A 14,662-nucleotide genomic window follows, 5' to 3' on the forward strand; every position below is an offset into this window, starting at 1 on the left:
GCACGTCGCGCGGGGGCGTCGGGTCGGATGGCGGGCCGGGTTCTGGGCACCGCTCGCCTAGGCGTGGCAGCGGTCACGGAGGGGTTCCGGTGGCGCGCCGGCCGTTTCACTAGCACCGTACCAAGGCTTACCTAATCGATCTTCAGAGTCGCAACCACGCCGTCGCAGCGCGTAGTTTCAGCAGTGAAGGGGTGGGTCAGACCTCGTCGATCAGGTGGGCCACGGAGGGGATGATGCGGGACGGGCGGTACGGGTAGCGTTCCACGTCCGAGACCGTCGAGATGCCGCTCAGGACCAGGATCGTCTCCAGGCCCGCCTCGAGGCCGCACAGGACGTCGGTGTCCATGCGGTCGCCGATCATGGCGGTGGTCTCGGAGTGGGCGTCGATGCTGTTGAGGGCCGAGCGCATCATCATCGGGTTGGGCTTGCCGATGAAGTACGGCTCGATGCCCGTCGCCTTCGAGATGAGGGCGGCCACCGCACCGCAGGCGGGGAGGGCGCCCTCGTTGGAGGGGCCGGTGGCGTCGGGGTTGGTGCAGATGAAGCGGGCGCCGTCGTTGATGAGGCGGATCGCCTGCGTTATGGCCTCGAAGCTGTACGTGCGGGTCTCCCCCAGCACGACGTAGTCGGGCTCGGTGTCGGTAAGGATGTAGCCGACCTCGTGCATCGCGGTGGTGAGGCCGGCCTCGCCGATGACATAGGCGGTGCCGCCGGGGCGCTGCGTGTCGAGGAACTGGGCGGTGGCCAGGGCCGAGGTCCAGATCGCCGACTCGGGCACGTCGAAGCCGATGCGCCGCAGGCGGGCCTGGAGGTCACGGGCGGTGTAGATGGAGTTGTTGGTCAGGATCAGGAACGGCTTGCCGGACGAGCGCAGCCGGTTGACGAACTCCGGTGCGCCGGGCACGGGCTCGCCCTCGTGCACGAGGACCCCGTCCATGTCGGTGAGCCAGGACTCGATGGGCTTGCGTTCTCTCACGCGTACATGCTCCCTCAGAAACGTTTCGTGCCTATACGCGTTTCGGTGACACGCAGCAGTCGGCCGGGCAGAAATCCCAGGTGGGGACGGTTCCGAGCGCGTGACGAACGTTACTGTGAGCAAGCACGCGCTCATCGACGAGCTGTCGGATCATCGTCACGAAGCGGGGGTCGACGCCGGGGGTGGCGGCGCGGGCGAAGGCGATGCCGAGTCGCGCGGCGGTGGCCCGCGCCTCGTTGTCGAGGTCCCAGATCACTTCCAGGTGGTCGGAGATGAAGCCGATCGGGCTGACCACGACCTCCCGTACACCTGCCGCCGCCAGCGACTCGAGATGGTCGTTGACGTCGGGCTCCAGCCACGGCACCTGCGGCGGGCCGGAGCGGCTCTGCCAGACCAGGTCCCAGGGCAGCTCGGGGGCGGCCGCGGCGGCGACCAGGGCCGCCGTTTCCAGCAGTTGCGCCTGGTACCGGCCGACGCCGCCGGGCCCGGAGGCGGCGTTCATCGCGGTCGGGATGGAGTGCGCGGTGAAGACGAGTCGCGCGGCGAGCCGGGACGGCAGCTCGGCGAGGGCCGCCCGGACGGCCGCGGCGTGCGACTCGATGTAGAGCGGGTGGTCGTGGAAGTGCCGGATCTTGTCGATCGCCGGGGCGTCCTCGCCCACCGTGGATCGGGCTGCCGCGATGTCGTCCAGGTATTGGCGGCACGAGGAGTTGGAGCCGAACGGGCTGGTGACGAACGCGAGCGCGTGCCGGATGCCGTCGTCGCGCATCTGCGCGACCGCGTCGGGCAGGAACGGGTGCCAGTTGCGGTTGCCCCAGTAGATCGGCAGGTCGAGCTCGGATCGCAGCGCGTCGATCAGCGCGCGGTTCTGCGCGTTGATGGGCGACACGCCGCCGAAGTGCCGGTAGTGCTCCGCGACCGCCGAGAGGCGCGACGCGGGGATGCCGCGCCCCCGGGTCACGTTCTCCAGGAAGGGCAGGACGTCGTCCTGCCCTTCCGGACCGCCGAACGAGACGAGCAGGAACGCGTCATAAGCCACGCCCCATTGTTACAAGAGGGTCAGGACGAGCCGACCGCGTGGTACCCGCCGTCGACGTGCACGATCTCACCGGTCGTGGCGGGGAACCAGTCCGACAGCAGCGCGCAGCAGGCCTTCGCCGCCGCGACCTGGTCGTTGAGGTCCCACCCGAGCGGCGCGGTCTTCGCCCACGAGTCCTCGAACACCGCGAAGCCGGGGATGGATTTCGCCGCCATGGTACGGAGCGGGCCTGCCGCGACCAGGTTGACCCGGATCCCGCGCGGGCCGAGATCCCGGGCCAGGTAACGGTTCGCGGATTCGAGGCCGGCCTTGGCGACGCCCATCCAGTCGTACACGGGCCACGCCTTCGTGGCGTCGAAGTCCAGGCCGACGATCGAGCCGCCGGACTCCATCAGCGGCAGGCAGGCCACCGCGAGCGACTTGTACGAGAACGTCGACACGTGCAGCGCGGTCGCGACGTCCTCCCACGGCGCGTCCAGGAACCCGCCGCCGAGGCAGCTGGCCGGGGCGAAGCCGATCGAGTGCAGCACGCCGTCGAGCCCGTCGACGTGCTCCCGGACCTTGTCGGCGAGGCCGGCGAGGTGCTCGGGGTTGGTCACGTCGAGCTCGATGACCGGCGCCTCCCGCGGCAGCCGCTTCGCGATCCGCTCGACGAGCGACAGCCGGCCGAACCCGGTCAGCACGACGGTCGCGCCCTGCTCCTGGGCGAGCTTTGCTACGGAGAAGGCGATCGACTGGTCGGTGATGATCCCGGTGATCAGCAGCCGCTTGCCTTCGAGCAGTCCGCTCATGGTTCTCCTCTGTGTCCGGAAAAGTCAGTGACCCATGCCCAGGCCGCCGTCGACGGGGATGACGGCGCCGGTGATGTAGCCGGCGGCGTCGCTCGCGAGCCAGGTCACCGCGCCGGCGACCTCCTCGGGCTTCGCCATCCGGCCGAGCGGGATGGCCTTCTTGTACTCGGCCTGCGTCGCCTCGGGCAGCACGGCGGTCATGTCCGTCTCGATGAACCCGGGCGCCACCACGTTGGCGGTGATGTTGCGGCTGCCGAGCTCGCGGGTGATCGACCGGGCCATGCCGACCAGGCCGGCCTTGCTGGCGGCGTAGTTGACCTGGCCGGGTCCGCCGTACAGGCCGACGACGGAGGAGATGAAGATGATCCGGCCCCACTTCGCCCGCAGCATCTTGCTGGTGGCCCGCTTGGCGCAGCGGAACGAGCCGGTGAGGTTCGTGTCGAGCACGCGGGTGAACTGGTCCTCGCTCATCCGCAGCAGCAGCGTGTCGTCGGTGATGCCGGCGTTGGCGACGAGCACCTCGACGGGGCCGAGCTCGGCCTCCACCGTCGTGAACGCGGCGTCGACGGCGGCGCTGTCGGTGATGTCACACTGCACGCCGAACAGCCCGTCGGGGGCGCCGGAGCCCCGGTGGGTCACCGCGACCTTGTCACCCTGCGCCGCGAACGCCTGCGCGATTGCCAGCCCGATCCCACGGTTACCGCCGGTGACCAGCACGGTCCTCGCCACGTTGCCGCCTTTCTGCTTCTGTGATGCGCTGCGATCAGCTGTACGGAGATTAGGTGTTACTGACGGGTACCCGGCAACTCGCCGGTCGGCTGATGTGAGCCATGAGGCGTGGCGGTACCATGGCGGCGTCTGCTCGTGCTTTTCGCTGACCGCCCGGTGCGGCTGCTGCTCCCTGGAGGTGATCGCTGTGCGAAGTAGCGATCCTTCCAGTCGTGACCGGGTGTAGTCCTTCCCCTGTCACGGCTCCGCGTGTCTGTTCTCCGTTCTTGTTGAGACACACCGTTGGGAGCACGTCATGAGCCGCTTCATCGCGCCCATTGGATTCTTCCTGGCCGCAGTCTGGGTTGCTGCCCTTTTCTACCTCGTCGGCGCGCACTAACACTGTTTCCCGCCTTTGGCCTTCGGCCATGGGCTCGCTGCCCCACCGCTGGCGCGGCGGGTCCCGCCGGGGGATTCTCACCCCGGACCCCCAATGCGCCGCTGCGCGGCGCACTGCCAGCGCTGGCGCGCGGCAGCCTCACCCGCATGCGCGGCGCATCCCGGTGGCTGGGCCGCGGGTGGCACACAAGCCTTCCCGGATATGTCCGCTGGCGCGAACATATCCGAAATTTCGGTTATGTCGGGGAGCGAAGCGAGTCGACATGACCGACGATGACGCGCTGGCCGGATCCGCCGTGATCGGATCGCGGATCCGGTCGTCATGGCAGCCGGATCTGCTACTTGATCATCACGACCAGCAGGCACCGAAGCGGTTACGGGAGGCGGCTGCCCCACAGGAGGCTCAGGCCGCCGGCGAGCAGGGCGAGCAGGAAGCCGCCGCCGAGGTACCACTGGGTGATCTCGCGGGGCTTGGTCTTGAAGCCGATCGAGCTGCCCATGTCGGTGTACACCCGCTTGAGCTCATCCTTGCTGGCGGCCTCGTAGAAGTAGCCCTTGGTGGTCTCGGCGACCTTCTGCAGCGACGCCCGGTCGACCGGGACCCGCTGCGGGGTGTTGCCGATGCGGACCACGCCCTCGTCGGTGCCGAACGCGATGGTGGAGACGGGCACGTTGGCGGCGGAGGCGGCGGCGGAGGCGTCTTCGAGGGAGCGTCCGGCGGTGCGGAAGCCGTCGGAGAGCAGGACGATACGGGCCGGTGGCGGGCCTGAGGCGCCGTCGGCGGGGACGGTGCGGATGGCGTCGAGGCTGGTGAAGACGGCCTCGCCGGTGGCGGTCGACTCCTGCAGGGTGAGGCCGTCGATCGCCTGGAGCACCGAGCCGCGTTCCTTCGTCGGGGAGACCAGGACGCTCGCGGTCTTCGCGAACGAGACCAGGCCGACGTTGAACGACGCCGGGAGCTGCTTGACGAAGTCGGTGGCGGCGGACTTGGCCGCCTCGATGCGGGTCGGCTGCACGTCGGTCGCCTGCATCGACAGGGAGACGTCGATGGCGAGCATGATGGTGGCCCGTTCGAGGGGTTCCTTGGTGTCGACCGACGGCCGGGCCATGCCGAAGCTGAGCACGAGCAGGCTCAGCAGGAACGCGGCGGCGCTGACGTGCCGGCGCACGCCGATGCCCTTGGGCACCAGGCTGCTGAGCAGGTCGACGTTGGTGAACTTCACGGCGAAGGCACGCCGGTGCAGCTGACGCCAGATGTACACGCCGATGACGGCGAAGACGGGCAGCAGCGACAGCAGCCACCACGGTGACAGCAAACGAATCATCGGGTCGTCCCCCTCGTCCGGGCGTGCCGCTGTGCCGCGACGAACCGGACGATGTCAAGCAGCCAGTCGGAGTCGGTGCGCAGTCTCAGATGCGCGGCGTTGGCGCCGCGCAGTGCCGAGGCTATCTCGGCGCGCTGGGCGGCCGCCGCGTGTGCGTAGCGGTGGCGCAGTTTCGGGTCGGCGGTCTGCACCTCGTGGGTGCGGCCGGTCTCGGGGTCGACGAGCGCGATCACGCCCACATTGGGCAGCTCCAGCTCGCGCGGGTCGACGATCTCCACGGCGAGGAGGTCGTGGCGGACGCCGACCTTGCGCAGCGGCCGGGACCACTGACTGACCGGTGTCATGAAGTCGGAGATGACGACCGCCATGCCGCGCCGCCGGGGCGGCCGGTTGAGCATGTCGATGAGCGCGCCGAGGTCGGCGCGGCCCGTCTGCGCCCGCGTCATGGCGATCGCCCGGAGCAGGCCCTGCGCGTCCTTGCGGCCGGGGCGGGCCGGCATCCGGTGCATGTCGCCGGCGGTGCCGACGACGGCGCCGATGCGGTTGCCGCCGCGGACCGTCAGGTGGGAGACCGCGGCGGCCGCGGCGATGGCGAGGTCGCGCTTGAGGTACCGCGCGGTGCCGAAGTCGAGGCTCGCGGACAGGTCGACGGCGAGCCAGGTCTCCAGCTCCCGGTCGGCGACGGTCTGCCGGACGTGCGGCAGGGTCGTGCGGGCCGTGACGGGCCAGTCCATGCGCCGCACGTCGTCGCCCGGCCGGTACTCCCGCGACTCGCCGGCCTCGGTGCCGGGGCCGGGCAGCAGGCCCAGGTAGTCACCCTGGAGGAGGCCGTCGAGCTTGCGGGTGACGAGCAGTTGCATGCGGTTGAGCACAACCTCGGCGCGGGCGTCGTCGGTCGGCATGGATCACCGGCCTTTCAACGGCCGGGCCAGGTGGTGATCGTGGTGGGGACGGGTCCGCCGGGTCCGCCGGGTCCGCCGGGTCCGCCGTGGCCTCCAGGGCCTCCAGGGCCTCCAGGGGCGCCCGGGCCGGCCTGCTGGCGCGGCGCGACGGTCGGCGGCGGCACGGCGGCGAGGACCCGCTTGACGATGTCGTCGGCGGGGATGTCGTCGGCGAGCGCGTCGTAGGACAGCACGAGCCGGTGGCGCAGGATGTCGGGCGCGATGTCCTGCACGTCCTGCGGCAGCGCGTAGTCACGGCCGCGCAGCAGCGCGAGGGCCCGGGACGCGCGGACGATGCCGAGCGAGGCGCGGGGGCTCGCACCGTACTGGATGAACTGCGCGATATCGGCCAGCCCGTGCTCCGCCGGGGAGCGGGTCGCCACGACCAGCCGCACGGCGTAGTCGACGAGCGCGTTGTGCACGAACACGTCGTCGGCCTTGTCCTGCAGCGCCATGAGCTCGGTCGGGGTGAGCACGGCGACGGGCTCCGGGGTCTTCACGCTGACCCGGTAGACGATCTCGCGCTCTTCGCTGTCGGTGGGGTACCCCACCTGGATCTTCATCAGGAAGCGGTCGCGCTGCGCCTCGGGCAGCGGGTAGACGCCTTCCTGCTCGATCGGGTTCTGCGTGGCCATGACGAGGAACGGCCGCGGCACCTCGTACGTCTCGCCGCCGACCGACACCTGCTGCTCGGCCATGACCTCCAGCAGCGCGGACTGCACCTTCGCGGGCGCGCGGTTGATCTCGTCGGCGAGCAGGAAGTTGACGAACACCGGGCCGAGCTCGACGTCGAACTTCTCGCTGGACTGCCGGTAGATGCGCGTGCCGACGATGTCGGCCGGCACGAGGTCGGGCGTGAACTGGATGCGGGAGAACGTGCCGCCCACGACCCGCGCGAGGGTCTCCACGGCCAGGGTCTTCGCGACGCCGGGAACGCCTTCGAGCAGCACGTGACCGCGGGCGAGGAGCGAGACGAACATCCGCTCGATCATCCGGTCCTGGCCGACGATGACCCGTTTGACCTCGAACAGGGCGCGTTCCAGCACGGTCGCGTCCTGCGCGGGCGTCGAGACCTGCCCACCTGGCGGCGAGACGGGGTTGCTCGGCTGGGTCACCGGTCCTCCACTGCTTGCTGGCGTACAGACGACTCCAAGCCTCGCACGCCGCACCAACCGAACGCGATCCGACGTCACTGGGAAGCTTCTGGGAGTCCTACCCGCGACCGATTTTTACGTATTAATCGTAAAAGTGACCAGTGATTGGGCGGGATTTTCGGATCGGACACCTCGGGTGACTGGACATCACCCGTACCCGAGTGGGTACGATTCACCCCGTCGCCGGGCGGCTTCCCCCGTGGCCGCCCGGCGCTCATCCTCTGCTCCACCGCTGGCAGACTGGCCGCGTGGATCCCATCATCTGCTCCGCCAAAGGCTGTCGCGCCGAGGCGAAGTGGCAGCTGCGTTGGAACAACCCGAAGCTGCACACGCCTGACCGCCGCAAGATCTGGCTCGCGTGTGACACCCACCGCACGACGCTGAGTGACTTCCTGACCGCACGCGGTTTCCTCCGCGACGTCATCCCCGTGGCAGCGGATACGCTCGACACGTGACCGCGCCGCCTCTGGAAGTTACCTGGCGATCAATCTCCCCTCGCTATTTCTGGCTGCGCCTCGCCGTCCTGAGCGCCTGGACCCTGGCCTTCGCGGTGGCGGGCGTGGTCGCGGCGCTGCTCGTCAGCCCCTGGTTCTTCCTGTTGTCGTTCGCGGCGTTGGTACTGGGTGGGCTCCGGGCGGTGTTCGTGCGCCGGTCGGTGCGCGCCTGGGGTTACGCGGAGCGGGCCGAGGACCTGCTCGTCAGGCACGGGCTGCTCGTGCGGCGGCTGTCGATCGTCCCGTACGCGAGGATGCAGTTCGTCGACGTCACCGCCGGCCCCTTGGAGCGCGCCGCCGGCCTGGCCACCGTCACCCTGCACACCGCCGCCGCGGCCAGCGACGCGACCGTCCCGGGCCTCGAGGCCGCGGAGGCGACCCGGCTGCGGGACCGGCTCGCCGCGCTCGGCGAGATCCGCGAAGAGGGCCTGTGAGACAGCGCCTCCATCCGCTGACGCCGCTGCTGAAGGGGGCGAAGCTGGTGGCGTTCGCCGCCGCCGCCGTCTCCTGGCGCGGCCTGTCGGACCTGGGCCTGGTGCACTGGCTGGCCGCGATGGGCGCGATCCTCGTCGCGGCGGTCGTCGTCTCCGCCGTCGTCTGGCTCGTCACCGGCTACGAGATCGTGGGCCGGGAGCTGCGGGTGCACGAGGGGCTGATCTCACGCCGTACCAGGACGATCCCCCTGGAGCGGGTGCAGGCGATCGACGTCGTCCGGCCCCTGCTCGCCCGCGTCTTCGGCCTGGCCGAGCTGCGCCTGGAGGTGATCGGCGCGAGCAAGACCGAGGCGCCCCTGGCCTACCTGACCGTCGCCGGCGCCGCCGGCCTGCGCGCGCGCCTCATCGGACTGTCCACCGGCGTCCCCCACACCCACGTCGCCACCACCGACACCGGCGCCGGCGAGTCGCGCGTCTTCGCCGTCGCCAACCGCCGGCTCCTGCTCGCGCAGCTGCTCACCCCGCAGGCCCTGGCCGTCCCCGCCGGCCTGGCGTTCGTCGCCTGGCAGGCGACCCTCGACCCGACCTGGACCCTGATCGGCGCGGCGAGCACGATCACCGCGTTCCTCGGCGTCTTCCAGGTCCCCGTCCGCCGCGTCCTCGACGAGTGGGACTTCACCATCGGCACCGACGCCGCGGCGCTCCGCCTGCGCCAGGGCCTGCTCAACAAGCGCAGCCAGACCGTCCCGCCGCACCGCGTCCAGGGGCTGAAGGTCACCTGGCCGCTCCTGTGGCGCCGCGCCGGCTGGGCCCGCGCCCGCCTCGACGTCGCCGGCTACGCGGGCCACGGCGAGGCACAGCTGCGCACCGGCACCCTCGTCCCGGTCGCGTCCACCGCCGACACGCTCGCGGTCGTCACCACCGTGCTCACCGCCGCCGTCCACGCCCGCCCCGCCAAGCCCCCGCCCATGCCGCCGCTGGCCGGCGCCGGCCACTGGCCGCCCGTCGACGCGGCCGCGGTCGCCGTCACCGGCCCACCCCGCCGCGCCCGGTGGCTCGCACCCCTGGCGTGGTCCCGGATCGGCATCGGCGTCACCGACACGGTCGTCGTCGTGCGGGAGGGCGTCCTGACCCGCGAGCTCGTGGTGGTCCCGCTGGCCCGGGTGCAGAGCGTCAGGGTGGTCCAGGGCCCGCTGCAACGCGCACTGGACCTCGCGACGGTCCACGTCGACACCGCGGGCGGCCTGCACGCCGTCGGCCGCCACCGGGCCACCGCCGACGCCTACGCCCTCGCCGACCTCCTCGCGGCCACCTCCCGCACCGCCCGCCGCGCCGCCGTCGCCGTCTCCCTCCAGAAGCCGCCCGCCCCACCACCGGACCAGGTCGCCGCACCGCCGCCGGACCCGCACGCCGCAACGCCCGGCCCGATCGCCGCTCCAACGAACCCGGTCGCTGCTCCGCCACCGGACCCGGTCGCTGCACCGCCGGACCTGATTGCCACGCCGCCTCAAGGCCCGGCCGCCGCACCGCCCGGTCCAGTGGCCGCTGCTCCGCCACCGAACCCGGTCGCTGCACCGCCGGACTCGATTGCCACGCCGCCTCAAGGCCCGGCCGCCGCACCGCCCGGCCCAGTGGGCGCTCCACCGAACCTGGTCACCGCGCCACCGCCGGACTCAGCCGCCGCATTACCCAGTCCGGTGGCCGCTCCACCGCACCTGGTCACCGCACCGTCGCCGAACCCGGTCACCGCACCGTCGCAGGACCCGATTGCCGCACCGCCTCAGGGCCCTGCCGCCGCACCGCCCGGTCCGGTAGCCGATCCGCCGAACCCGATCGCCACGCCGCCGGGCCCTGTAGCCGCGCCCCATCCGCCGGTGTAACGGCGACGGTCCCGCGGCGGGTGCAGCAGCAGCCACCGCGTCGGCCAGTGGGCAACCAGGCGCGGCAGCACCTCGCCGACCGGTCACGGACGAGCACGTGCGAGCCCGACCACCGAACCGCCGCCGAACCCGATCGCCACACCGCCGCCGAATCCGATCGCCACACCGCCGCCGAAGCCAACCGTCGCGCCGCCGCCGAAGCCAACCGCCGCGCCGCCGAACCCGGTCGCCGCGCGGCCGGACCCGGCGGCCGCTCCCCCGCTGGCTGCGCAGCCGCGGTCCGTCGCAGGTACGGCAGCCAACTGCCGCGCGGGGCAGTGGCGACCGGGCGGGCAGGACCTCGCCGAACGCATCACGGACGAGTCGGCCGGGCGGCCGGCGGGCGAGTGAGGCAGCGCCTCGCCGGTCGGACCGCGAAGAAGGTCAGCCGGCGACCAGGCGGGGCAGGACCTCGCCGATCGGGTCGCGGACGAGCAGGTGGGCGATGGGGTCGTACGGGGTTTCGGCCGCGTTGATGATGACGACCATGGAGCCGGACTTGTGGGCGACGTCGACGAGGCCGGCGGCCGGGTGGACGGTCAGTGACGTGCCGATGGCCAGGAGCACGTCGCAGCCCATGGCGGCCTCGGCGGCGGCCTCGAGGGTCGGCAGGTGCATCGACTGGCCGAACGAGATGGTCGCCGACTTCAGCAGGCCGCCGCAGCTGAGGCAGGCGGGGTCGGGGTCGCCGGCGGTGACGCGGGCCAGGGTGTCGGGCATCGGGCGGCGTTCGGCGCAGGTGAGGCACTCGGTCTGGGAGAGCGTGCCGTGCAGTTCGATGACGTTCGAGGCGCCGGCGCGCTGGTGCAGGCCGTCGATGTTCTGCGTGATGACGGCGGTGACCTTCCCCGCGCGTTCCAGGTCGGCGAGGGCGTAGTGGGCGGCGTTGGGCTCGGCGGTCCACGCGGGGTTGTGCAGCCGCTCCTGCCACGCCCGGCGGCGCACCTGCGGGTCGGCCACGTAGTGGTCGATCGAGGAGAGCTTCATCGCCTCGGGGTCGCGGGTCCAGACGCCGTCGGGGCCGCGGAAGTCGGGGATGCCGGAGTCGGTGGAGATGCCGGCGCCGGTGAGGGCGACGACGGAGCCCGCATCGATCCAGGCCGCCAGGTTGCGCATCGGCCCGACTGTAGCCGCGACTCACTAGGCTGAGCACATGGGTTTCTCAGTGGACGCGGCACCCTGGGTCGGCGCGGTCGCCCGGGTCGAGCTCATCGTCAGCGACGCCGACACGGCGCAGGCGCTGGGGTCGGGTGACGTGCCGGTGCTCGGCACGCCGAAGGTGCTGGCGCTCGCGGAGGCGGCGAGCGTCGGCGCTCTGGTCAGGCGACTACCGCCGGGCTGGACGACGGTCGGCACGCGGGTCGAGCTGGAGCACCGCGCGGCCACCCCGATCGGCGGCAAGGTCGTCGTGGAGGCCCGCCTCGCCAAGACCGACGGCCGGAAGCTGGTGTTCGAGGTCGTCGCCCGCGACGGCAGCCAGGTCGTGGCGGAGGGCCGGGTCGAGCGCATGCTCGTCGACCGCCACAGGTTCGTGGAAAAGGCCCTGGGCCAGTAGGGAGAAGGCACTGGGCCAGTAGCGAAGGCCCTGGGCCAGTAGACCTGGGCCAGTGGACAAGGCCAGTGGACGAGGCGCGGCGGCGCTAGGCGGGGATCGAGGTCACGTCCCGGTCGTGGTTGCGGTGCATGGCCAGCGCCGCCAGCAGGCGGGACGCCGGTTCGTCGGCGACGATGAGCGACACGTCGGCGATGTCCGCGACGCTCGTGGAGGACGGGGCGGCGGAAGAGGCGCCCGCGGGCGCAGGAGCGGCCGAGCGTGGGCCGCGGGTGGCGCCGGCGGAAGGGCCCGTCGAACGGGCGGCGAAGACGGTGCCCGCAGGCTCGGCGGCGGCGGAAGGACCCGCGGAGCGAGGGCCGTTGAACGCGCCGGCGGACGGACCCGCGGAGCGGGCGGCGAAGGCGGCGCCCGCGGCGTCAGCGCCCGGGGAGCCAGCCGCGGGGATCTGGATGTGGGCGCGGAGCAGCACGTCCACGCCGGTGCCCGAGGCGGCGATCGGCTTGCCGTGCTTGTACGCCTCGGCGACGAAGTGGACCGCCGGGCCGTCCACGGGCAGCGCGAGCACCCCGTCGGGGACGGCAACCGCGTCGTACACCACGGAGGCCACGGTGCTCAGTGCGCGGGTGACCTCCATGGGCAGGCCGTCGTCGGTCATCACGGTGCCGTCGACCGGGCCGAGCAGGTCGACGACGACGCCCTCGGCGGTGAGGTCGTCGCGCAGGCGGGCGACCCAGCGGGCGGAGACGCCGTCGCCCATGAGGACCGCGACCTTCCGGGTGGCCACGGGTGCCGGCGCGGCGGCGGCCTGGCTGAGGGACGCGGACGAGCGGCCGTGGTTTGCGACGGACCTGACCGGCTCCTCGACGCCGATCCCGGATGCGACCGCCGCCGCCAGGTCGTGGTCGATGCGGTTGAGGTGCTCGACCATCCGGACCCGGATCGCCATCGAGGTGACCCGGCCGAGCTCGAAGCGGTACGCCTCGACGATGTGCGCGCGCTCCCACGGCGCCATGCTGTTCCAGAACAGGGTCGCCTGGCTGTAGTGGTCGGCGAAGGTCACGCTCCGCTTGCGTTCCTTCGGCCCGTCGACGGTCTCCGGGTACGAGACGAAACCGGCGGGCGCCTCGGCGGCGAGGGAGCTGGGCGAGTACGTGACCCGGCTGGTCGGCACCCGCTGCTGGTGGGAGCCGTCCTGCTGGTGGTTGTGCACGGGCACGTGCGGCCGGTTGACGGGCAGCTGCGCGAAGTTGGGGCCGCCGAGCCGGTTGAGCTGCGAGTCCAGGTAGGAGAACAGCCGCGCCTGCAGCAGCGGGTCGTCGGTGAAGTCGATGCCGGGCACGATGTTGCCGACGTTGAACGCGACCTGCTCGGTTTCGGCGAAGAAGTTGTCGGGGTTGCGGTTGAGCGTGAGCCGCCCGACCGGCGTGACGGGCACGATCTCCTCGGGGACGAGCTTGGTGGCGTCGAGCAGGTCGACGTCGTCGAGGGCGAACTCGGAGAACAGCTGCACGCCGAGCTCCCAGGACGGGAAGTTCCCGGACGCGATCGCGTCCCAGAGGTCGCGGCGGTTGAAGTCGGGGTCCTGGCCGGAGATGCGCTGCGCCTCGTCGAAGACCAGCGAGTGGGTGCCGAGCGACGGCCTCCAGTGGAACTTGACGAACGTGCCGCGCCCCTGGCTGTTCACGAGGCGGAAGGTGTGCACGCCGAAGCCCTGCATCATGCGGTACGAGCGAGGCAGCGCCCGATCGGACATGCGCCAGATCACGTGGTGCATCGTCTCGGGCTGCAGCGACACGAAGTCCCAGAACGTGTCGTGCGCCGACGACGCCTGCGGCATCTCGTGGTGCGGCTCCGGCTTGAGCGCGTGCACCAGGTCGGGGAACTTGATGCCGTCCTGGATGAAGAAGACCGGCATGTTGCTGCCGACGAGGTCGAAGTTGCCCTGCCGGGTGTAGAACTTCGTGGCGAAGCCGCGCGCGTCGCGGGGCGTGTCGGTGGAGCCGCGGGAGCCCTGCAGGGTGGAGAACCGGACGAAGACGGGGGTCTCGGCGTCCGGGTCGGTGAGGAAGTCCGCCGTCGTGTAGTCGTCCAGCGGCGTGTGCAGCTTGAACACGCCGTGCGCTCCGGCACCGCGGGCGTAGACGACCCGCTCCGGGATCCGTTCGTGGTCGAAGCGCATCAGCTTCTCCCGCAGGTGGAAGTCCTCCAGCAGGCTCGGCCCGCGGGCACCGGCGCGCAGCGAGTTGTCGGTGTCGGCGACCGGGATGCCCTGGTCTGTGGTCAGCGCAGCGGTCATACCTACGGGCTACCGCGGTTCGCGCCGTTTACACGCGTTCGGCGGCATCTTCACCGCCGCGGAGGTGCGCCGCCACCTCCAGCACCGCCGCCGCCAGCTGCGCGCCGTCCACCCCGCGGCCCGGCGCGACGAGGTGCTGCACGACCACGCCGGTGAGCAGCGCCTGATAGAACGCACCGGTGCCGGGGCTGCCGCCGAAGAGCGCGGCGAGCCCCTCCTGCGCGGCGGCGAGCGAGTGCTGCCAGCGCTCGTGCAGCTCCGGCAGGACGGCGAGCTGCGCGACCACCTCGAACTGGAGCTTCCACAGCGCCGGCTGCGCCTCGACGGAGGCGATGATCCGCGCCCAGACGGCCTCGAACCTGGCGGCGGGGTCGTCGTCGGGCCCGTCGGCGGCGCCGCGCAGGGCTTCCTCCAGGGCGGCGCCCCAGGCTTCGAGGGCCTGGTCGAGCGCGGCGTTGAGCAGCGCGTCGGTGGTGCCGAAGTGGTATCCGATCGCGGCGAGGCTGACCCCGGCCGCCGACGCGACGTCGCGTGCGGTGGTGCGTGCGTAGCCCTTGTCGAGCAGGCACGCCAGCGCGCCCTCGAGGAGCTTCTCCTTGTTGCCCATGCCCCGAAGCATAGCGCCGTCTGA

Annotated in this window: 14 protein-coding genes; 4 read left to right on the forward strand and 10 right to left on the reverse strand. The window is 71.8% G+C overall.

Annotated elements, in window-relative coordinates:
• Window positions 1-196: 196 nt before the first annotated feature.
• The 7 genes from ABD332_RS17185 to ABD332_RS17215 form a co-directional block, all read right to left on the reverse strand.
• A complete protein-coding gene (locus tag ABD332_RS17185; protein WP_344502933.1) occupies window positions 197-976 on the reverse strand; it encodes an HAD-IIA family hydrolase in 780 nt (259 codons plus the stop codon).
• A gap of 31 nt (window positions 977-1,007) precedes the next feature.
• Entirely contained in the window at window positions 1,008-2,015 is a 1,008-nt protein-coding gene (locus ABD332_RS17190) for a ferrochelatase (RefSeq protein ID WP_344502934.1), read from the reverse strand.
• A 20-nt stretch (window positions 2,016-2,035) separates the two neighbouring features.
• Window positions 2,036-2,806, reverse strand: coding sequence for an enoyl-ACP reductase FabI (fabI, locus tag ABD332_RS17195; protein ID WP_344502935.1), 771 nt, complete (start codon window positions 2,804-2,806; stop codon window positions 2,036-2,038).
• A gap of 24 nt (window positions 2,807-2,830) precedes the next feature.
• Window positions 2,831-3,535, reverse strand: coding sequence for a 3-oxoacyl-[acyl-carrier-protein] reductase (gene fabG / locus ABD332_RS17200; protein WP_344502936.1), 705 nt, complete (start codon window positions 3,533-3,535; stop codon window positions 2,831-2,833).
• Between the two features lie 752 nt (window positions 3,536-4,287).
• On the reverse strand, window positions 4,288-5,238 hold the full coding sequence (locus ABD332_RS17205) for a VWA domain-containing protein (protein ID WP_344502938.1): 951 nt from the start codon (window positions 5,236-5,238) through the stop codon (window positions 4,288-4,290).
• The gene (locus ABD332_RS17210) at window positions 5,235-6,140 is read right to left on the reverse strand and encodes a DUF58 domain-containing protein (protein ID WP_344502939.1); all 906 of its coding nucleotides are present in this window, start codon (window positions 6,138-6,140) and stop codon (window positions 5,235-5,237) included. Before ABD332_RS17210 ends, ABD332_RS17205 begins: the two co-directional genes overlap by 4 nt.
• Before the next feature lie 14 nt (window positions 6,141-6,154).
• A complete protein-coding gene (locus ABD332_RS17215; protein ID WP_344502940.1) occupies window positions 6,155-7,294 on the reverse strand; it encodes an AAA family ATPase in 1,140 nt (379 codons plus the stop codon).
• A gap of 287 nt (window positions 7,295-7,581) precedes the next feature.
• Between ABD332_RS17215 and ABD332_RS17220 the strand changes: the two genes are divergently transcribed.
• From ABD332_RS17220 to ABD332_RS17230, 3 genes are read left to right on the forward strand one after another with little or no spacing between them, the layout of a single operon-like run.
• Window positions 7,582-7,788, forward strand: coding sequence for an acetone carboxylase (locus tag ABD332_RS17220; protein WP_344502941.1), 207 nt, complete (start codon window positions 7,582-7,584; stop codon window positions 7,786-7,788).
• The gene (locus ABD332_RS17225; RefSeq protein WP_344502942.1) at window positions 7,785-8,261 is read left to right on the forward strand and encodes a PH domain-containing protein; all 477 of its coding nucleotides are present in this window, start codon (window positions 7,785-7,787) and stop codon (window positions 8,259-8,261) included. The genes ABD332_RS17220 and ABD332_RS17225 overlap by 4 nt, the downstream gene beginning before the upstream one ends.
• Window positions 8,258-10,141 carry a PH domain-containing protein gene (locus ABD332_RS17230; protein WP_344502943.1) on the forward strand — a complete coding sequence of 628 codons (1,884 nt, stop codon included), beginning with the start codon at window positions 8,258-8,260 and terminating at the stop codon, window positions 10,139-10,141. The genes ABD332_RS17225 and ABD332_RS17230 overlap by 4 nt, the downstream gene beginning before the upstream one ends.
• A 423-nt stretch (window positions 10,142-10,564) precedes the next feature.
• Here ABD332_RS17230 and ABD332_RS17235 read toward each other — a convergent pair whose 3' ends face one another.
• Entirely contained in the window at window positions 10,565-11,296 is a 732-nt protein-coding gene (locus tag ABD332_RS17235; RefSeq protein ID WP_344502944.1) for an SIR2 family NAD-dependent protein deacylase, read from the reverse strand.
• A 37-nt stretch (window positions 11,297-11,333) separates the two neighbouring features.
• Between ABD332_RS17235 and ABD332_RS17240 the strand changes: the two genes are divergently transcribed.
• On the forward strand, window positions 11,334-11,735 hold the full coding sequence (locus ABD332_RS17240; RefSeq protein ID WP_344502945.1) for a thioesterase family protein: 402 nt from the start codon (window positions 11,334-11,336) through the stop codon (window positions 11,733-11,735).
• 85 nt (window positions 11,736-11,820) lie between these two features.
• Here ABD332_RS17240 and ABD332_RS17245 read toward each other — a convergent pair whose 3' ends face one another.
• Together ABD332_RS17245 and ABD332_RS17250 are read right to left on the reverse strand one after the other, a co-directional pair.
• The gene (locus tag ABD332_RS17245; RefSeq protein ID WP_344502946.1) at window positions 11,821-14,031 is read right to left on the reverse strand and encodes a catalase; all 2,211 of its coding nucleotides are present in this window, start codon (window positions 14,029-14,031) and stop codon (window positions 11,821-11,823) included.
• A gap of 28 nt (window positions 14,032-14,059) precedes the next feature.
• Window positions 14,060-14,638 carry a TetR/AcrR family transcriptional regulator gene (locus ABD332_RS17250; protein ID WP_344502947.1) on the reverse strand — a complete coding sequence of 193 codons (579 nt, stop codon included), beginning with the start codon at window positions 14,636-14,638 and terminating at the stop codon, window positions 14,060-14,062.
• Window positions 14,639-14,662: the final 24 nt, after the last annotated feature.

Origin of the sequence: Dactylosporangium maewongense, assembly GCF_039531485.1 — a bacterium.
GTDB classification, from domain to species: domain Bacteria; phylum Actinomycetota; class Actinomycetes; order Mycobacteriales; family Micromonosporaceae; genus Dactylosporangium; species Dactylosporangium maewongense.

Coding starts and splice junctions, on each gene's coding strand:
- fabI (WP_344502935.1), bottom strand. CDS start 2,806: ATGAGCGGACTGCTCGAAGGCAAGCGGCTGCTGATCACCGGGATCATC.
- ABD332_RS17205 (WP_344502938.1), bottom strand. CDS start 5,238: ATGATTCGTTTGCTGTCACCGTGGTGGCTGCTGTCGCTGCTGCCCGTC.
- ABD332_RS17210 (WP_344502939.1), bottom strand. CDS start 6,140: ATGCCGACCGACGACGCCCGCGCCGAGGTTGTGCTCAACCGCATGCAA.
- ABD332_RS17235 (WP_344502944.1), bottom strand. CDS start 11,296: ATGCGCAACCTGGCGGCCTGGATCGATGCGGGCTCCGTCGTCGCCCTC.
- ABD332_RS17240 (WP_344502945.1), top strand. CDS start 11,334: ATGGGTTTCTCAGTGGACGCGGCACCCTGGGTCGGCGCGGTCGCCCGG.
- ABD332_RS17245 (WP_344502946.1), bottom strand. CDS start 14,031: ATGACCGCTGCGCTGACCACAGACCAGGGCATCCCGGTCGCCGACACC.
- ABD332_RS17250 (WP_344502947.1), bottom strand. CDS start 14,638: ATGGGCAACAAGGAGAAGCTCCTCGAGGGCGCGCTGGCGTGCCTGCTC.